The sequence below is a fragment of the Nocardia sp. NPDC127526 genome, from assembly GCF_042672265.1.
Lineage (GTDB): Bacteria > Actinomycetota > Actinomycetes > Mycobacteriales > Mycobacteriaceae > Nocardia.
The window spans coordinates 62,920-81,286 of the sequence record NZ_JBHXVO010000003.1 but is presented as its reverse complement, the minus strand read 5'-3'; the positions used below and the strand labels follow the sequence as shown (position 1 = coordinate 81,286).

General features: G+C 67.3%; 19 protein-coding genes. 8 read left to right on the top strand and 11 right to left on the bottom strand.

All coding sequences use genetic code 11. The annotated features are described in order from the left end of the window. Positions 1 to 52: 52 nt before the first annotated feature. Positions 53 to 985 carry a DNA-3-methyladenine glycosylase family protein gene (locus tag ACFVIV_RS06520; protein WP_379193780.1) on the top strand — a complete coding sequence of 311 codons (933 nt, stop codon included), beginning with the start codon at positions 53 to 55 and terminating at the stop codon, positions 983 to 985. An 8-nt stretch (positions 986 to 993) separates the two neighbouring features. On the opposite strand, the gene ACFVIV_RS06515 is transcribed toward ACFVIV_RS06520, so the two are convergent. From ACFVIV_RS06515 to ACFVIV_RS06495, 5 genes are read right to left on the bottom strand one after another with little or no spacing between them, the layout of a single operon-like run. Then, positions 994 to 1,116: a DUF397 domain-containing protein gene (locus ACFVIV_RS06515; RefSeq protein ID WP_379193779.1), complete on the bottom strand. Its 123-nt coding sequence runs from the start codon at positions 1,114 to 1,116 to the stop codon at positions 994 to 996. Next, complete coding sequence (locus tag ACFVIV_RS06510) at positions 1,109 to 1,513, bottom strand: hypothetical protein (RefSeq protein WP_379193778.1); 405 nt, start codon at positions 1,511 to 1,513, stop codon at positions 1,109 to 1,111. Before ACFVIV_RS06510 ends, ACFVIV_RS06515 begins: the two co-directional genes overlap by 8 nt. Further along, positions 1,461 to 2,735, bottom strand: a complete 1,275-nt coding sequence (locus ACFVIV_RS06505; protein ID WP_379194193.1) for an ABC transporter substrate-binding protein — start codon at positions 2,733 to 2,735, stop codon at positions 1,461 to 1,463. Before ACFVIV_RS06505 ends, ACFVIV_RS06510 begins: the two co-directional genes overlap by 53 nt. Positions 2,736 to 2,737: 2 nt before the next feature. Next, complete coding sequence (locus ACFVIV_RS06500; RefSeq protein ID WP_379193777.1) at positions 2,738 to 3,571, bottom strand: carbohydrate ABC transporter permease; 834 nt, start codon at positions 3,569 to 3,571, stop codon at positions 2,738 to 2,740. Then, on the bottom strand, positions 3,561 to 4,448 hold the full coding sequence (locus ACFVIV_RS06495; RefSeq protein ID WP_379193776.1) for a carbohydrate ABC transporter permease: 888 nt from the start codon (positions 4,446 to 4,448) through the stop codon (positions 3,561 to 3,563). Before ACFVIV_RS06495 ends, ACFVIV_RS06500 begins: the two co-directional genes overlap by 11 nt. A 115-nt stretch (positions 4,449 to 4,563) precedes the next feature. On the opposite strand from ACFVIV_RS06495, the gene ACFVIV_RS06490 reads away from it, so the two are divergent. Genes ACFVIV_RS06490 through ACFVIV_RS06475 form a run of 4 tightly spaced genes read left to right on the top strand, consistent with a single transcriptional unit; the run spans position 4,564 to position 9,370 of the window. Next, a complete protein-coding gene (locus ACFVIV_RS06490; RefSeq protein WP_379193775.1) occupies positions 4,564 to 6,441 on the top strand; it encodes an SCO2524 family protein in 1,878 nt (625 codons plus the stop codon). Position 6,442: 1 nt separating this feature from the next. Next, positions 6,443 to 7,363, top strand: a complete 921-nt coding sequence (locus ACFVIV_RS06485) for an SCO2523 family variant P-loop protein (protein ID WP_379193774.1) — start codon at positions 6,443 to 6,445, stop codon at positions 7,361 to 7,363. Next, complete coding sequence (locus ACFVIV_RS06480) at positions 7,363 to 8,379, top strand: SCO2522 family protein (RefSeq protein WP_379193773.1); 1,017 nt, start codon at positions 7,363 to 7,365, stop codon at positions 8,377 to 8,379. Before ACFVIV_RS06485 ends, ACFVIV_RS06480 begins: the two co-directional genes overlap by 1 nt. A gap of 7 nt (positions 8,380 to 8,386) precedes the next feature. After that, positions 8,387 to 9,370, top strand: coding sequence for an SCO2521 family protein (locus ACFVIV_RS06475; protein ID WP_379193772.1), 984 nt, complete (start codon positions 8,387 to 8,389; stop codon positions 9,368 to 9,370). On the opposite strand, the gene ACFVIV_RS06470 is transcribed toward ACFVIV_RS06475, so the two are convergent. The 3 genes from ACFVIV_RS06470 to ACFVIV_RS06460 form a co-directional block, all read right to left on the bottom strand. Then, complete coding sequence (locus tag ACFVIV_RS06470) at positions 9,371 to 10,231, bottom strand: hypothetical protein (RefSeq protein WP_379193771.1); 861 nt, start codon at positions 10,229 to 10,231, stop codon at positions 9,371 to 9,373. Positions 10,232 to 10,233: 2 nt separating this feature from the next. Further along, positions 10,234 to 10,656 (bottom strand): GNAT family N-acetyltransferase, encoded by a 423-nt coding sequence (locus tag ACFVIV_RS06465; protein ID WP_379193770.1) that lies wholly within the window; start codon positions 10,654 to 10,656, stop codon positions 10,234 to 10,236. A gap of 398 nt (positions 10,657 to 11,054) precedes the next feature. Then, complete coding sequence (locus ACFVIV_RS06460; RefSeq protein ID WP_379193769.1) at positions 11,055 to 11,258, bottom strand: hypothetical protein; 204 nt, start codon at positions 11,256 to 11,258, stop codon at positions 11,055 to 11,057. 323 nt (positions 11,259 to 11,581) lie between these two features. On the opposite strand from ACFVIV_RS06460, the gene ACFVIV_RS06455 reads away from it, so the two are divergent. Next, a complete protein-coding gene (locus ACFVIV_RS06455; protein ID WP_379193768.1) occupies positions 11,582 to 12,487 on the top strand; it encodes a helix-turn-helix domain-containing protein in 906 nt (301 codons plus the stop codon). Beyond that, entirely contained in the window at positions 12,484 to 12,687 is a 204-nt protein-coding gene (locus ACFVIV_RS06450; protein ID WP_379193767.1) for a DUF397 domain-containing protein, read from the top strand. Before ACFVIV_RS06455 ends, ACFVIV_RS06450 begins: the two co-directional genes overlap by 4 nt. 348 nt (positions 12,688 to 13,035) lie before the next feature. On the opposite strand, the gene ACFVIV_RS06445 is transcribed toward ACFVIV_RS06450, so the two are convergent. From ACFVIV_RS06445 to ACFVIV_RS06435, 3 genes are read right to left on the bottom strand one after another with little or no spacing between them, the layout of a single operon-like run. Beyond that, the gene (locus ACFVIV_RS06445) at positions 13,036 to 13,782 is read right to left on the bottom strand and encodes a succinate dehydrogenase/fumarate reductase iron-sulfur subunit (RefSeq protein WP_379193766.1); all 747 of its coding nucleotides are present in this window, start codon (positions 13,780 to 13,782) and stop codon (positions 13,036 to 13,038) included. 2 nt (positions 13,783 to 13,784) lie between these two features. Beyond that, positions 13,785 to 15,713 carry a fumarate reductase/succinate dehydrogenase flavoprotein subunit gene (locus ACFVIV_RS06440; protein WP_379193765.1) on the bottom strand — a complete coding sequence of 643 codons (1,929 nt, stop codon included), beginning with the start codon at positions 15,711 to 15,713 and terminating at the stop codon, positions 13,785 to 13,787. Positions 15,714 to 15,749: 36 nt separating this feature from the next. Further along, positions 15,750 to 16,583, bottom strand: a complete 834-nt coding sequence (locus ACFVIV_RS06435) for a hypothetical protein (protein ID WP_379193764.1) — start codon at positions 16,581 to 16,583, stop codon at positions 15,750 to 15,752. A gap of 367 nt (positions 16,584 to 16,950) precedes the next feature. Here ACFVIV_RS06435 and ACFVIV_RS06430 point away from each other — a divergent pair, with 367 nt between their 5' ends. Then, positions 16,951 to 18,285 (top strand): acetyl-CoA acetyltransferase, encoded by a 1,335-nt coding sequence (locus tag ACFVIV_RS06430; RefSeq protein WP_379193763.1) that lies wholly within the window; start codon positions 16,951 to 16,953, stop codon positions 18,283 to 18,285. Positions 18,286 to 18,367: the final 82 nt, after the last annotated feature.

The window sequence follows — 18,367 nt, the reverse complement described above, 5'->3', positions numbered from 1 at the left end:
ACGGCACTTTGCTGGGCGCTGAAGTGCCGGGGAGGCGGATTAGCATGTCCCGGTGACTTCAGCGCCGACCGCCACCGCACGCACCCGTACGGTGCGGTCGAAGCGCCCCATCGATCTCGCGGCCACCATCACCCCGCTCCGGCGCGGGTTCGGTGATCCGTGCCATCGCGAGACCCCGGACGGCGCGCACTGGCATGCCTCCCGAATGGCGAGCGGCCCGGTCACCTACCGGCTGCGGCAAGCCGACCGGAACTCCATCGAAGCCCAGGCGTGGGGCCAGGGCGCGGAGGAGTTCCTCGAGCAGCTCCCGGTCATGCTGTGCCTGGACGAGGACGTCACCGACTTCGCCCCCGAACATCCGAAGGTCGCCGAGGCGCACCGCCGCAATCCGGGATTGCGGATGCTGCGCACCAACCTGGTGTTCGAAGCCCTCGTCCCCGCGGTGCTGGAACAGAAGGTGCACACCAAGACCGCACACGACTCCTGGCGGAAACTGGTGTGGCGCTACGGCACTCCCGCACCCGGCCCGGCCCCGCAGGGCCTGCGGGTCATGCCCGACGCCGAGACCTGGCGGTACATCCCCTCCTGGGTCTACCACCGCGCCAATGTGGGCCCCCAGCGTTCGAAAACCATTGTGCTGGCGTCCCGTATGGCCGCGAAGCTGGAAGAGGCCACCCAACTCGGCCACGTCGAAGCCGCACATCTCCTGCAAACGGTGCCCGGCATCGGCGTCTGGACCGCCGCCGAGATTGCCCAGCGCGCCTTCGGCGATCCGGATGCCTTGTCGGTAGGCGATTTCCATCTCGCCTCCATCGTCGGCTGGACCCTACTGGGCCACCCCATCGACGACGACGCCATGGTCGAATACCTGGAACCCCTACGCCCACACCGCTATCGCGCCGTGCGCCTACTCGGCCTGGCCGGTTTCGCCCGCAAACCCAAGTTCGGCCCCCGCACGCCCTACACCGACCACAGCCGGATCTGAGACTGCCGCTACCCGTTCCTGTCGAGTTCGCCTGTCGCGACTCCGGCGGTGAATGCCACTTCCACGCACTCCCCTTGGGCCTGGCTGTAGCTGCTCTTGAACCAGTTCGCGCCAGTCAGTTCGTCATTCACGTTCGTACTCCTTTGCTGCCTGCGTGAGCAGGGTCTGACTTTCCTCTGGGGTCCTACTTGCCTGGCAGATGGTGCGGTATGCCTTGTCGTAGAACTCGACATCGGTGTCTTTCGTCAGGTAGATGCCGCCGCGAACGCTCTCCAGAAATACCCGGCCAGCCGGATCCTTTGCGACTGCGGCCATTCCGAGGCTGCGGTACTGATCGTGCCGAGCCTGCTGCATATTCCGGGTTACGAGGAGACGCTGAGCATGTCGATCGACATCGTGCCGCTCGATGGGTTGAGCATGGAGCAGCACTTTCGTCTTGCCGAGCAGTTGGCTCCTGCTGCGGCGCGGTGTGTCGTCATCGCTGGTCGGCTGCCTCGGTTGCCGCCTGCTGCGCACGATCCAGAGCACGTGGCACGGGGATCCGGCCCAGGAACATCTCGTCGAGGATCGGATCGATGGCTTCGAGCGCGGCCGGGAATCCGGGCCCGCCGCCGGCGGCGATCTGACCGTCGCGCAGCACCTCGAAGAACGGGGACGCGTCCACGCCCAGGCGGGCCCAATAATCCCGGTAGACCTGCTGTTCGGAGGTGACGGCGGGAATGGTGACCCCATCCACGCCGAGGTAACGGTTGCCGGCCGCACTGCCCAGCCACGCGAGCACGCGCCGCACCGCGTCCGGATGCTCGCTCGCGGCGTTTCCCGCCACGCCGATCGAGTTGTTCGCGCTGATCCGGCCGTGTGGGCCCGCGGGAATCATCGCCAAGCCCCACCCGAAACCGGCGTTTTCGTGAATGGTCGCGAGATTGAAGCTGCCGGATTGGAACAGCGGCATCCTGCCTTGCAGGAAGGCGTTCTTGGCGAAGTCGCCGCTGGTGTTGGTGTCGGCCGCCGAGGGCGAGAGCCCGTCGGCGACCAGCCGCACGGTGTAGCCGAAGGCCTGTTGCCCCTGCGGGCTGGAGAATGCAAACTGCCCGTCCCGCTGGAAACTGCCACCGGCTGAGCCGAGATAGGGCAGCGTAATGGACTGGAAGTCATTGGCGGCGTTGTACGGCCACGGTGCGACCGGCCGCAAGCGGTGTAGCAAGGGCCGGAAGGTATCGGCCGCCTCGTCCGGGCTCCAGCGGGCCGCGTTCAGCTCGGCGGGATCGATACCGGCCGCCGCCAGCAGGTCCCGGTTGTAGAACACCGCGCTGCCGCCGTCGATGAATTGCGGTACTGCCCAGAGTGTTCCGTTCCTGGTGAACTGTTCGACCGCGAACCGATCCCATGCCCGCGCGGCTTCGGGCCCCAGGGCCTGACCGATGTCCACGAGATGCCCGCTGTCGGCGTAGTCCTCGTACAGGCTGGTCCAGAACAGATCGTCCGCAATGCCGCCCGCCACATCCAGCCGCAGCTTCTGCGCATAGGAAGCCCACGGCACCAGCGTGATTCGCACCTCGATATCCGGGTTCGCCCGCTCGAACTCGTCCAGCGAGGCCCGGTACGCGGCGACGAAACTCTGATCCCAGATCCGCATTCGCACCACCGTGCGCCCCGAGCCGTCGCTATCGCGGCCCAGCCACAGCGCCGCGGCAATGAGCAGCGCGGCGGCCAGGGTGATGCCGAGCACGGCCCGGGTCGAATCCTTGATCCTCATTTGAGTCCCGTCCAGGCGATGGATCGCAGCACGTGCCGCTGGAACAGCACGAACAGCACCACCAGCGGTGCGATGGCCAGGGTGGTGGCCGCCATGACGAGCGTCCACTGCGCGTTGTACCGGGTCTGCATATTCGCCGTCGCCACGGTCAGCACCTGCCAGCGCGGCCCACTGGCTGCGACCAGCGGCCACATGAAGTTGTTCCACTGCGAGACCACGGTGATGATCGTCAGCGTGGCCAGGATCGGCCGGCTCATCGGCACCACGACATTCCAGAGGATGTCGGGTGTGGCGGCCCCGTCCATGCGGGCCGCGTCGATGAGCTCACCGGGTATGGCCCGGAAGTACTGCCGCAGCAGGAATATGGCGTACGGCGAGCCGAAGACGAAGGGCAGCACCAGCGCCCAGAAGGTGTTCAGCCAGCCGGTCTTCGCGAACATCAGATAGAGCGGGACGAGCGTGACGACGCTGGGCACCATCATGGTCGCGAGATATCCCCAGAACAGCACATCGCGGCCGGGAAAACTGGTGCGCGCGAACGCATACGCGGCGAGCACGGAGGTGATCAACTGCCCACCGGTGATACAGACCGTCATGAGCGCCGTGACCACGACCGCGCGTCCGAGACCCTGGTCCAGCACCGTCCGGAAATTGTCGAGCGTCGCCGGATGCGGTGGCGCCAGCGCGGATTCGGTTGTGAACTGCTCGGTGGTCTTCATGGCGGTGAAGGCGCTCAGCACCAGTGGCGCGACGGTCAGCAGCGCACCCGCCACCAGTACGGCGTAGGCGATTCCCGAGCGCAGCACCGCCGCGCGCGCTTCAGTACTCATAGCTGGTCCGATCCCGGAAATACCGGTGCTGCACCACCGTGATCACCACCATGACCGCGAACACCACCACCGCCATGACCGCCGCGCGCCCCGGCTGCGCCGCCTGGAACGCCTCCGAATACATGCGCATGGCAACGACATCCGTGTGATGATCGGGCCCGCCCTTGGTCAGCGCGTACACGGTGTCGAAGGTCTGGAAGGCGCTCAGGACGCCGGTGGCGAGCACGAAGAACATGGTCGGCCGCAGCAGCGGCAGGATCAGCCAGCGGATGCGCCGCCATCCGGTGGCGCCGTCCAGCGCACCCGCGTCGAGAATCTCCCCGGGAATGGCTCGAATCCCGGCAACAAAGAACAAAGCCACATACCCGACATTCATCCAGACGATCACCACCGCCACCGCGGGCAAGGCCACGGCCGTATCGCTGAGCCATTCGATCCGCCTCCCCAGCAGCGCATTCAGCGCCCCATCGGTGGGCGCGAGGATCCACTGCCACACCACGCCGACCGCCACCGGCGCGCACATCCACGGCAGCGCGTACACCACCCGCAACACCGTCCCGCCACGCCCGCGCCGCGCCAGCAGGGCGGCGACGGCGAACCCGAGTACCGTCTGCGCCGGAACCACCAGTGCGGTCAAGGCCAGCGTCACCAGTATCGAATGCCCGAATTGTCGGTCTGTCAGCACCGACCGCCAGTTATCCAGCCCGGTGAACTCTATGGGCCCCAACAGATTCCAGCTGTGTAGGCTCAACCACAGCACCACCGCGATCGGCACCAGCAGGAAGACGCCGACGCCGATGAGGCTCGGCAGCAGCAGGGCGTAGCTCGTGGCGATCTGCGCCAGTGTTCTCCGGTCCCGCGGAACCACCCGGTTCATGATCGCGAAACTACCGGTGAACCCGCACTTCGCATGCGAGCCCACACCCGGTTGGCGCATGATAGTTTTCGCCCCGGCGAGGCGGGGCCCCACGAGACGGCAGGGGACGGCGTCGATGAGAATTCAGCCACGGCAGCAGATTCTCGGTGTGTGGCGGTCGCTGCTGACCGCCTGCTACCGCGATGGCGAGTGGGTGTGGGGCGGCAGGGACGGCGCCAATTCCATCAGCGATGCCGAACAGCTGTTGTGCCTGCTCTATCCGGCCACCGAGATCGAGGGCTTCGAGCTGGACAAGCCCGACGATATCGCCGACGACATCCGCGCCGTGCTCGCGCCCATGGGCAATGGCCCGCGCATCGGCGCCACCCTGGTGCACGTGCTGGAGCAGTACATCGACCGCTATACCACCGTGGTCGAGACGGACGCGGGCGCGAAGAAGGATGTGCCGGTCTTCGCCGCCGGCAGCTATCTGGCCTCGGCCGAAGCGCACGATCCCACACCGGAGCAGCGCGCCCTCGATGTCGTCGACTCCTATTCCATGTCGCTGACCCTGTGCCTGGCCGCGCTGAAATTCCTGCGCGGCTTCCAGCTGTTCGTCGCCGGGCAGACCCGGCGGGAGGGGCGCGAACTGGCGGCCCGCATCGCGATCCTCGACGAGCGCATCAATACCCGCCTCACCGCCGCCATGGTCGGGCTGGTGCGCAGCTTCGTGGTGAAGACTGTCGCGCCGGAGTCGAAGGAGGGCGCGGCCATGCTCTCCATGCTGAATCAGACCGGCGCGCCGACCTCCGCGGTGGTCGAATCCGTCGCGCGCCGCCTGGAACGCGTGCGCGTCCGACTACGCAATGACGTCACCCTCAGCCAGACGCCGGGCGTGGACCTCTTCGACGAGGGCCTGCTGTTCGAATGCGGCTGGAGCTGGAGCCTGGTGCGCGAGGCCGCGCCCATCGACTTCATCGACATGCCCATCGCCACCGAGGCCGGCTATGCCGTCGCGCGCCCGTACCTGCATTTCACGGTGGTGGCCCTGGACGGCATCAACGACCTCACCTCCGCCCGCACCCGCGAACTCGATCTGCTCGACGGCGAGCAGCGCCGCCTGGCCGAGGCGCTGCAATTGCGCTGGGATCTGGCACAGCGCTACTGGTCGGCGGTGGCGCGCTTCGGCGCGGGACGCTGGCCGCTGCAGGACATTCCGTGGCGCACCTCCGACGGCGAGGAATCCGACTACTTCTCCCTCATCGTGACCGCCGTGCTCATGCAGGATCTGCTCAATCGCGAGGCCAGCGACGACGATTTGAACAGGGCCGCACCGGTTCTCGACGAGCTGGCGCGCCGCGGCCGCATTGTCAGCCGTATGACCGAGAACGATCCGGCCCGCGCCATGCACACCCCGGGCGTGCGCTTGCGGCTGCACGGCTCCGAGGACGTCAATGGCGGGCATCTGCTGGTGTGGACCGTATCCGACTACGCCACAGTGCTTTTGAAGCGCACGCTACAGGCGGCCCGGCTCTCCGGCACCATGGAGACCCGGGACCGCCTCATGGAGCTGGCCCAGGACACCATGGAGCATCTGGACCGCCGCGCCTTCCGCGAGGGCCGCATCACCGGCCTGTGGGACGACCCCTGCCGCATCTTCGGCGGCGACGAAATCCACGAGCCCTCCTGGTATCTCACCGAGCGCGTGATCGAATGCCTGGTGACCGCGGCCCGCATGTTCCGCGATCCGCCGCTGCGCTCGCCCATTCTGGTGCTGCGCGCCATGGAACTGCTCACCGAGGCCGAGCACCTGCTCAATCGCGAACTCCTGGAACTCAGCGACAAGGACATCTCCTCCAATCGCGCCGCGCTGGCCATGGCCGAACGCCGGCTCGAACGCGCCCGGCGGCTCATCGACGAGCGCCCCGGCACCGCCCTGAGCCTGGCCACCCAGGCCCTGCTGGAATTGGACGAGCTCGCCTACGCCCGCTTCGACGCCACCCGGAGCGTGTGAGGTGCTGGTCTTCTCGGCGTCGGACAAGGGCGGCACCGGCCGCTCGGTCACCAGCGTCAATATCGCCTATCAACTCAGCATGGACGGGTTGAAGGTCGCCTACCTGGACTTCGATTTCGGCTCCCCGACCGTGGGGGCCATCTTCGAGATCAGCCGGATCGACCGCGGCACACCCGATGACGACGGCCTGCACTCGTATCTGCTCGGCGATACCGCGCCCGCCGGGCGCCTGAGCGTCCGCTCGGAGACCGATCGCACCGAACTGCGGCATTCCCGGCACCCGTCCGGTCGCCTGGTGCTGTTCCCGGGCGATCGCGGCGGCGGCGAATTCGCCAATATCGACGAGGCCACCGTGCGCCGCTGCACCGAGCTGCTGGTCACCTGCGAACAGGAATTCGATGTCACCCTGGTCGATCTGAGCGCCGGCCGCTCCATCGCGCTCATGCTGGCGCTGCGCTCCACCGGCATGCCGCAGCTGTCCGCGGCGGTGGTGCGCTGGCTGGTGTTCCACCGCTGGACCCGCCAGCACATCGTGGCCGCCAATGGCCTGGTGCACGGCCCGCACGGGCTGCTGGAAACCGGCGCGGCATGTAGACACGATCCGGAGCTGCTGCTGGAATCGATACGGTACGTGCGGACGGCGGTGCCGGAATTGAACGAACCGGCCGGCCTGCGGCCCGCGCAGGCAGCCTGGTTGCAGGAGCAGAACGCCACCCTCAACCGGGCCGCCACCCGATATCAGTTGGGCACCACCGTGGTTCTGGGCGAGACGCCCGTCGAACCCATGCTGCAATGGCGCGAGCAGGTGATCCTGGACGCCGATGTGTCCGCGCGGATCGCGAACGAGAAGACCGTCCTCGCTTTCCGGAAGCTCGCCGCCGGGCTCACCAATCCGGCCATCTGGGAAAGGCTGGGAGAATAGTGAGTTCCGCGACCGACTACAGCGAGGCCGGTGAACGCCATCGCATTGCGGGCCAGCCGCTGTCGCATCTGTCCATCGAGGCCGGGCATTTCTACATGGACGATCTGCTCAATGGCGAGGACCGCATCAAGGCGCAGCTGAAGCGGGTCGCACCGCTGGTGGAGGCCTACACCCAGGTGGCCCGTGCCGAATTCGGACCCGGCGCGCGGGTGAGCACCTGCTTCCTGGTGGACGACTATTTCAAGCACGACACCGATCCGACCGAGATCCTCACCAAACTGTTCGGCGCCGCCGAGGAGTGCGGCGTGCGCATCGACTATCTGGCCCGCGAGGCCGGCTGCGCCGAGGTGCCGGTCTTCATCGACAGCGAACCCATCGGCGATCCGATCCGGCTGGCCGAGATGATGGCGGCCCGCATCGTGGCCGAACCGGAGGAGAACTCCACCGGCCGGCGCCCGCCCACGGCCGAGAACGGCTGGCTGTGCAATGGCCGGCGGTCCTCGGAATACGATCCGCGCCAGGCGACCCAGGTGCGGCCCTACCGCCCGCCGGAGGAGTTCGGGGCGCGCAATCATTCGATCTTCCTGGATGTGCAGCTGTGGGACCGCTACACCGAGGAGATCGGCGGTGAACCGGTGGAGCGCACCCGCTGGTCGTGTCCGTTCCTGGCCTCCATCTGGCAGTTGCTGCGGCTGGGCATGATCCGGCACGAGGGCGCGGTGGTGGCCGCGCCGCTGGCCTGGACCGAGCCGTGGCCGGAGGACTGGTGGAAGCTGCCCACGGTGGTGAAGCTGAACCCGCAGGCCGCGCCGTTCGCCGCCTATCGCGCGGTCTCGCTGCTGCCGCACAGCTATCTGGGCATCGAGCACGCCGTGCGGGTCATCCTCGACCATCTGCAACTGGATGAGGAGGTCTACGCCAAGCTCGCGGAACGCGGTGCCGCCGAACGGGTTCCGGTGACGGTGCCGCGCGCGGTCACACAGCGGCTGAACCACGTCTTCCTCGGCGACGCGTGAGCCCGCCATGACCGATCCGCTGGTTCTGCTCGGCGAGGTGCGCACCGGTCTGCTGCCCACCGCCGACGCGCTGCCGCCGCGCGAGGTCGCCGAACTGCTGGCGCTGCTGCCCGGTCAGCGGGTGCTCGTGCGGGAACGACCACTGGCACTGGCGATTTCGCCGAGTTCGGCGGTCGGGGTGGACTGTCAGCTGGCGACGGTGTCGCGGTCGCAATCCCGGGCCATCGGCACCGTGGCCTCGCACGCGGTGCTGGTCGGCGGCCGGATCGTGCAGAGTTCCGCGGGGACCCGGGTGGTGCGGGCCGCGAATTCCAATCGGCGGTCGTGGTCGCACTATCTGAGCCAGGTCGGCTCCGTGGAGCTCATCCCGCGCCTCGGCGACGACACCGCCGCCGCGGTCGATCTCACCGAGGGCTTCCTCGAGGCGTCCAGCGGCACCACCCTGGACCTGGGCTCCATCAGCGACCGGCTGCTCACCCGGGTGCGCATCGACGCCCGCCTGGATCAGCAGCCGCCGGTGCGCGCCACCACCACCCGGCTGCGCTGGGCCGCGCGGGTGGCGCCGCCGGTGGGCGGCGGGCCCCGCAATCGGACCCTGTTCGCCTTCCGGCTGGAGGACGAGACCACCCGCACCGTCCGCATCATGGTGCCGACGGTCCGGGATCTCGCCGGGGTGCAACGCTTCTGCGAGGATCTGGCCGCGCACGACTGGCTGCTCACCACCCTCGACACCCTGCTCAATGATGCGGCCCAGGCCGGGCCGCATCGCGATACCGTGCAATTCCTGGCGCCCATGCTCGAGGAGTTGGTGCACCTGTGGATGCCGGGCGCCCACACCCCGCCGCGCCTGCGCGAGCTGTGGACCCGGCTGGAATCCGATCCCGGCTTCTCCCGCCAGTGGACCGCGCAGGTCGGTCAGCTGCGCGACCGGCTCGCGGTGGCGACCCTGGCGGCCCTGCGCAGTTCCAAGATCAGCACGGCGGAGTGGTGATCACAGCCGGAACCAGCGCCGGACCAGCAGGGCGAAGAACACCGACGTGGTCACCGTGGCCAGGTACGACTCGATGATCAGAATGATGCGCCCGCCGGGCCCGAACTTCTCGGTGTCGCCGGGGCCCAGCGGATTCAGATAGTTCACCAGCACCTCGTACACATCGGTGGTGAACCGCTGGTCCGATGCGAACGAGATCGCGAACACGAACACCGCCAGCTGCAAAGCGATCCACCACAGCATGCGGAACGGCCGATATCCGTACCCGCACACCAGATCCGGGAACCAGCCCCCGACGCGCCGCCACGCCACCGGCTGGGCTTTCCGCCGGGCCCGCGCCAGGGCCAGCCCGCACCGGTCCTCCGCATCGGTGTCCTCGTCGATCCGGTACAGCCCGCTCGCGCGTTGAAACGCCAGTGCCGCATGGGCGGGCAGCCCGGCGGGCACCAGCCGGCGGCCGAGGCGCTCATAGTTCTCCGCCAGCTGCCGCTGCTGGGTGCGGCTCAGCCGCAGCGGCCCCCGGAACTCCACCTCGGCCGCCACCAGCGCGGCGAGCAGTTTCGGCGCCGGCACGACTTCCGCTGCGCCGGTGGTGGTTTGCCGCAGGGCCACCGCGTACAGATGGCCGAATACGAGACTGTCCCCGACTCGCCGGATTCCGGGCGGGTCGTAGGTGGCCACCACGGCTTCCACATGGCGGGTGAAGGTATCCAGCAGCGGTTGTTCGGTCGCCCGCCGCCGCAGCCGGTGCGGTTGATCGAGGAAGGCGGCGATCTCCGCGGCGTAGGCGTCGGCATGCCGTTCGATGCGCGTGCTCATGGCCGCGACGAACGGCGACGATGGCGCGGCTTTTTCCAACATGATCAATGGTAAAGCTTGCGTACCAGGACATCTCGGGGCTCATCCGGCCCGAAATAGTCGAGTTCGTGATCGGCCCAGACGAAGCCGACCTCCTTGTAGAGGTGGTAGGCCGTCCGGTTGCCGGGGCGGACGGTTACGAAGACCTGGTCCACGCGGGCCGTGCGGCAGTGCGCGAGGGCCGATTCCAGCAGCGCCCGGCCGTAGCCGCGGCCCTTGCAGGAGCCGGCCACGGCGAAGCCCATGAACCAGGCCAGGCCCGTGGTGGCTATGGCGGTGAGGACGTAACCGCAGACGCTGCCCTCGTCCTCGGCGACGATCCATTCGGAGCCGTGCAGCTCGAAGAGCTGGCGCAGCACGACATACGGGTAGGCGAGCCGGTCGAACTCGGCCGTCTCGATGGCCTGGATGGCGGGCAGATCGGACACCTTCGCGGCTCGGAACAATGGAACTGGCGATTGTTCGAAAGCCAACACGGTGTCCCCTTCACCGGCGCGGATGCGGTGAGATCCAGGGTAGGCGGCAAATCGGGTGGTTGGGTGCGGTTCGGCCCGCCCGCCGTCTGTGAGCGGCCGGGCCGAACCGCGCTGCGGCACGCGGCGGTGAATACGCCACCGGCACCCGGAGGGGAGGTGCGGGGCGTCTGGAGATGCGGTGCGGCAGCGTCTATCGCGGCAGGGGGCCTTCCCCGGTCGTCCCCGGTCGCGAAGTCAGCGGTGTGCGCAGTGCGCGCCCGATATCGATGAGCCACCACAGCAGGCGGTGTAGCGCTCGGTCGTAGCGGGTGTGGCGAAATACCGGGTCGGCGGCGGTTCGCCCGCGGGAGTCACGGCAGAGCGCGCTCATCGAGCACGCACCGCCCTTCCTCCACCAGCGTCGCGCGGGCCCGGCGTCGTACCTTGCAGGTTTCGACGGTGCAATCGAGATGCAGTTGCATTGCTGAGTGGGCTTCGTCGGCGCTCATGACGCCCGGATCCCTGCGGCAGCGCAGCAATCCGGCGACATGCATGTTCAGGGCGGTCAGCTGCATGACTCCTCGTTCCTACGTGGTTCCTGAAGTGCCCGGAGCATTTCAGGAAAGGAAAGGGGCCTAGCGACTACCGCTCCGGGCACATATCCAGCACACCATGAGCAGACGCCCGGCGGGCGAAAATCGGTGCGGAGAACGCAAAATTGCGCGAATTCCCAGCACCGGATCCACTTGGGGGAGGAAGATTCTCCATAGTGGACGAAGCCCCCCGCCGGTTCCGCAAGTGACATCCGAGGACGTACGCCGGGCGGGAGCCGTTGTACCGCAACACTATCGCACCTGGTCAGGGGGACCTGTGGGGGCGCCGGCGGCTCGCGCTCGCGATGAGAACGGAGTGTGCTGTGTCGGATAGCCCCGCGTCATCGACCTTGCCCCGCCGCCAGCTCGGGCGCTACTTACGGGACTGGCGCATCCAGGCGGGCCTGACCATCGCCGAGGCCGCCAAGCTCATGGAATGGGGCGCCAGCACGCTACAGCGGCTGGAGAAGGGCAATGCCGATCGCATCCGCACCATCGACATCCAGGAGCTGTGCCGGATCTACGGCATCCCCGACGAAATCACCGAGGGGCTCAAGGGTTTGGCGCAGCAGGCGGCCGTCAAGAGCTGGTGGCACTCCTACGGCGATCTCATTCCGGAGAACTTCGACGTGTACGTCGGGCTGGAGGCATCCGCGCAGCAGTTGTCCTGCTACCAATCGGAATTGGTGCCCGGACTGCTGCAGACCGCCGAGTACGCAAGGGCCCTGAACCGGCTCGGCTATCCGAACGACAGTGCGGCGGAACTGGATCGGCGCGTTCAGCTGCGGTTGCAGCGGCAGGCGCTGATCACCCGGCGCATGCATCCGGCGGCGGTCGCCATGGTGTTGCACGAATCGGTATTGCGCCGTGCGGTGGGAGATGCAAGGGTGATGGCGGCGCAAATCCGGCACTTGGCCGAGCTGAGTACTCGATCGAATGTCGCGCTGCGCATCCTGCCCTTCAGTGCCGGTGTCCCGCTGGGACTTTCGACCGGTCCGTTCGTGATTCTGGAGTTCGGAACCGACGGCAAGGGGCAACCGGTGGAGCCCGCGGTCGTCTATGTGGAGGGGTTCACCGGCGATCTGTATCTCGAAAGACAGGGCGATGTCCGACGTTATCGCCGGGCGCAGGAATGCCTGGAACGCTGCGCGCTGGACATCCAGGACAGCAGAAACCTGCTGCGGCAGGTGGCGAAGGAGTATTCGGCATGAGCAAGGATCTGGCGGCGGCCCGGTGGTTCAAGAGCAGCCGGAGCGGGGCCGGCAAGGAATGCGTCGAGGTGGCCTTCCTGGCCGGTGAGCGCGTCGGCGTGCGGGACAGCAAGAATCCTGCGGGCCCGGCACTGGTCTTCGGCGCGCGGGACTGGGATTCGTTCACCGCGGGCATTGCGAACGGCCGCTTCGAGGGGTGATCCGCGGGAAGATCACGAATCGGCGGCTGTTACGCAACGAAAATATGTTTGCCCGGGCTAAGCATGGGTATCACTCTATGCGTGGACCGAGGACTCAAGAATTATCACCGTCCCCGGTACCGGAAAATTGGTCCGGACGATTGGGTGGAACGACTGATCGTCGGACTGCTCTTCGCGGTATCGGCTGTAGGCGTTTACATACTCACCGGAGCATTGATGTCGGCGCTGGCCGTAGGCGTTCTCGTCGGCGCCGTCGCACTGGGCGTAGTTGCGATGTTGTGAGATTTCCCGTCACCCTTTGAACACGAATGTGGCCCGCAGGTCGAGACCTGCGGGCCACATATCGTCTCAGCGCCGGAAGAGTTTGTTGCCGAGCCACACTATGGGGTCGTAGCGCCGGTCCACCACGCGCTCCTTGAGCGGGATCAGCGCATTGTCGGTGATCTTGATGTGCTCCGGGCACACCTCCGTACAACACTTGGTGATATTGCAGAGCCCGAGTCCGGCGTCCTCCTGCGCGAGCTCACGCCGGTCCGCCACATCGAGCGGATGCATTTCCAGCTCCGCTATGCGCATCAGATATCGCGGACCGGAGAACGCCTGCTTGTTCTCCTCGTGATCGCGCACCACGTGGCAGGTGTTCTGGCACAGGAAGCATTCGATGCACTTGCGGAATTCCTGGGACCGCTCCACATCCTGCTGCTGCATGCGGTACTGCCCCGGTTTCAGATCCACCGGCGGCGTGAAGGACGGGACCTCGCGCGCCTTCTCGTAGTTGAACGACACATCCGTGACCAGATCCCGGATGATCGGGAAGGTGCGCATGGGCGTCACCGTCACCACTTCGTCCTGGGTGAAGGTGGACATGCGGGTCATGCACAGCAGCCGCGGCCGCCCGTTCACCTCGGCCGAACAGGATCCGCACTTGCCGGCCTTGCAATTCCAGCGCACCGCCAGATCGGGCGCCTGGGTGGCCTGCAGCCGGTGGATGATGTCGAGCACCACCTCGCCCTCGTTCACCTCCACGGTGAAGTCCTGCAGTTCGCCGCCGTCGGTGTCGCCGCGCCAGACCTTGAACTTCGCGTCGTAACCCATGGCTATTCCGCCTTTCCGGCGCCGTCCCGCACTGTCGCGAGTTCGGCTGGGCTGTAATACTTTTCGAGTTCCGCCGGATCGAACAGCTGCATCAGATCGGTCCGCATGGGCTCCTGGTCCTCCGGCGTCACCGTCACCGACGGCACCGAGAAGCCGACCTCGTCCGGATCCACCCGGCAGACCAGCAGCTTGCTGCGCCAGGCCGGATCCATGCCCGGATGGTCGTCGCGGGTGTGGCCGCCGCGGCTCTCGGTGCGCAGCAGCGCGGCCTGGGCCACGCATTCGCTGATGAGCAGCATATTGCGCAGGTCCAGGGCCAGATGCCAGCCGGGATTGAACTGCCGGTGGCCTTCGACGGTGACATTGTCGTAGCGGTCGCGCAGTTCGGACAGCTTCTCCACGGCCTGCTTCAGCTCGTGTTCCTTGCGGATGATGCCGACCAGATCGTTCATGATCTGCTGCAGGTCCATGTGCAGCGTGTACGGGTTCTCCCCCGCGCCGTTGTTCGGCGGGTTGAACGGCGCCACAGCGGCTTTGGCGGCCGCCGCCAGATCGGTGTCGGAGATCTTGGGCCGCGCGGCCAGGCCCTCCACATAGGTGGCGGCGCCCAGTCCGGCGCGGCGGCCGAACACCAGCAGATCCGACAGCGAATTGCCGCCGAGCCGGTTGGAGCCGTGCATCCCGCCGGAACACTCACCGGCGGCGAACAATCCGGCCACGGTGGCCGCGCCGGAATCCGGATTCACCTCGATGCCGCCCATGACGTAATGGCAGGTCGGCCCGACCTCCATGGGCTCCTTGGTGATGTCCACATCCGCCAGCTCCTTGAACTGGTGGTGCATGGACGGCAGCCGCTTCACGATCTCCGCGGCGGGCATGCGGGAGGCGATATCCAGGTATACGCCGCCATGCGGGGTGCCGCGCCCGGCCTTGACCTCTTCGTTGATGGCGCGGGCGACCTCGTCACGCGGCAGCAGGTCCGGGGTGCGCCGGGCGGAGTCGTTGTCCTTCAACCACTGATCCGCCTCCTCCTCGGTCTCGGCGTACTGGCCCTTGAACACCGCGGGGATGTAGTCGAACATGAACCGCTTGCCGTCGGTGTTCTTGAGCACGCCGCCGTCGCCGCGCACGCCCTCGGTGACGAGGATGCCCTTCACACTGGGCGGCCAGACCATACCGGTCGGATGGAATTGCAGGAACTCCATATTGATCAGCGTCGCCCCGGCCCGCATGGCCAGGGCGTGCCCGTCGCCGGTGTACTCCCAGGAGTTGGAGGTCACCTTGTAGGACTTGCCGATACCGCCGGTCGCCAGCACCACCGCCGGCGTCTCGAACAGAATGAAGCGTCCCGATTCCCGCCAGTAGCCGAAGGCCCCGGAGATGCGGTCGCCGTCCTTGAGCAGTTCGGTGACGGTGCATTCCTGGAAGATCTTGATGCGCGCCTCGTAATCCCCGGTCTGCGCGAAATCCTCCTGCTGCAGCGACACGATCTTCTGCTGCATGGTGCGGATGAGTTCGAGACCGGTGCGGTCGCCGACGTGCGCGAGCCGCGGATAGGTGTGCCCGCCGAAGTTGCGCTGGCTGATCCGGCCGTCCTTGGTGCGGTCGAACAGCGCCCCGTAGGTCTCCAGCTCCCACACCCGATCCGGCGCCTCCTGGGCGTGCAGTTCGGCCATGCGCCAGTTGTTGAGGAACTTGCCGCCGCGCATGGTGTCCTTGAAATGGGTTTGCCAACTGTCCTTTTCATTGGCATTGCCCATGGCGGCCGCGCAGCCGCCCTCGGCCATGACGGTGTGCGCCTTGCCGAACAGTGATTTGCACACCACCGCCACCGAGAGCCCGTGCTCCCGGGCCTCGATGACCGCACGCAGGCCGGCGCCACCGGCACCGATCACGACGACGTCGTACTTGTGCCGTTCGACTTCAGGCATGGAACCGAATACTCCTGACAGACAAGGGAATGGTGGTCAGCCGATGAATCGGAGATCGCTGATGGTGCCGCTGGCGACGAGCATGACGTAGAAGTCGGTCAGCACCAGGGTGCCGAGCGTCGTCCAGGCCAGCAGCATGTGCCGGGTATTGAGCGCCGACACCGCGGTCCAGAACCGGTAGCGCACCGGATGCGCCGAGAAGTGCTTGAGCCGCCCGCCGGCGATGTGGCGGCAGGAGTGGCAGGACAGCGTGTACGCCCACAGCAGCAGCGCGTTCCCGGTGATGATGAGCGAGCCCAGGCCCATGCCGAAGCCGCCGTCCTTGGCGTGGAAGGACAGGATCGCGTCATAGGTATTGATGACCGCGACAATGCCGGCGATATAGAAGAAGTAGCGGTGCGAATTCTGGATGATGAGCGGAAGCTTGGTCTCGCCGGTGTATTTCGCGTGCGGTTCGGCCACCGCGCAGGCCGGCGGCGAGAACCACACCGACCGGTAGTAGGCCTTGCGGTAGTAGTAGCAGGTGAGCCGGAACAGCAGCAGGAACGGCAGCACCAGGAAGCCCAGCGGAATCCACGCGGGCAGCTCGCCCACCGGCGTGCCGAAGTGCGCGGAGCCCGCGACGCAGGAATCGCTGATGCACGGTGAGTAGAACGGTGTCAGGTAGTGATAGTCCGCGACCCAATAGGCGTCGCGCACAAAGGATCTGATGGTCGCGTAGATCACGAATGCGGCCAGCCCGGCCACCGTCGCGGCCGGCGGCACCCACCAGCGGTCGGTGCGCAGCGTGCGCGCGGCGATGGCGGCGCGGCTCTTGCTGAAAACTCCGGTTGTGCCCGATTCGGGAGCCTTGATAGGCGCTGCGCTCACTGCTGGATGCCTCGCTGCTCTATCCCGTGGAACGTCATCGTTACCTCCGGCATCGAATGTGATGGTGAGCACCTTACGACAGGGCAGCTATCAACCGCGTTCGGTACTGCGAATTCGTGATCCCGTGATTTGCGCCACATTTTAGGAATTCTGCGGTTAATCGTTCGCTGAGTGAACAAACGGCTATCTCACGAACGTGGCAGCATCCCAGTGAGATTCGAAGAGCGGGGGCGGCGGCGTTGTGCAGGGCTCGATTTGCCATTCGCGCGGCGTCACACGGGGGCAACAACTCTGTGGTGCCCTGTCCCGGAAGTAGGACAACCCTCGCAAGGGGGACACCGGTGATGAGGGTGAAGGGAGCCGGTTGATGAGGAGAGCCGCGATCGTGATGCCCATGCGCACACCCGTCGGCCTGCCGGGTGGCGCGCTGGCGGCGGTGGCGCCGCAGCGCTTGATCTCCACGGTGCTGAGCGCCGTGGTGGGCCGCGCGGGAATCGATCCGCACCGCGTCGAACAACTCGTCGCGGCGGTGCCCGAACCGGATGCCGTGCGCGGCGCGGTGCCGCTCACCGGCCTGTCGCCGAGTATCGGCGAGTTCCCCCTCGGCGGCGGCCCCGGCGCCGGACTGCGCGCCCTCATTACCGCGGCAATGATGGTGCAAACCGGCTCCGCCGACGTCGCGCTGGCGCTCGGCGCCGAATACCCCACGGGCACAGGCACATCCGAGTCACTCATCCCGAAGCCCGCGACCGCTCCCCGCGCGATCTTCACCGCCATGATCGGCGCCGCGCCCGCGGACCCCGAACCGGAGCCCACCACCGACGAGCATCTCGCGGTCTGGGCCGCCGCCGAAACCGCCCGCGGCCCGCTGGAATCCCAGTACACCGAGCTCCTCGCCCAGCATTACGGCATCACCCGCGCCGACGCCGACGCTTTCGCCGCCACCAGCCACCGCCGCGCCGCCCGCGCCCGGCGACAGGGCGTCTTCGGCGCCGAGACCGCGCCGGTGGTGGTGAACGCCGTTCCCGGGGATCCGAATTCCGGCGTGGTGCAATTGGTCGACCGCGACGAGGGCCTGCGCGACGATGTCTCGCACCGCGCCTTCGCCATGCTCTCCCCCTTCCGCCCCGGCGGCGTGACCACGGTCGGCAACAGCAGCACCCGCACCCTCGCCGCCTCCGCCTGCCTGGTGGTGGCCGAAGAACGCCTGGTCGACCTCGGCCTCGAACCCATGGGCTACTTGGTCGGCTGGTCCGCCGGCAGCACCGGCGACACCGACGCGATCGCCCCCGCCGTCGCCGCCGCGGTCGGCAAGGCCCTGTCCCGCACCGGTTTCGGCCTGCTCGACCTGGACCTCGCCGAGATCGACGAGACCAGCGCCGTCGAAGTCCTGGCCCTCACCAGACTCTGGGAACGCGAAGGCTGGAATTTCGACCCGTCCGAACGCCTCAACGTCCACGGCGCCGCCATCGCCCTCGGCGACCCCGGCGGCGCCGCCGGCCTGCGCATGGTGACAACCCTTTTGCACGAACTCGCCCGCCGCGAAGGCGGATACGGCTTGGCCGCCACCCCAACCGGCCCGGCCCACGCCCTGGCCGCGATCTTCGAATCCGCCCACGCCATCCCGCTCGCGCCAACCCCACGCGGCGCGCGCTTCCACGGCGGCGGGCGCAGGGGTCGCTCGGGCCGCCACCGCGCCTAGGAGAGAACAACTCTCGTAGCTCTCAGGGGCAAGCCCCTGAAACCCCAAGGGTCGGGGAGGCCCGGGGTCCTGGGAAGGGGTT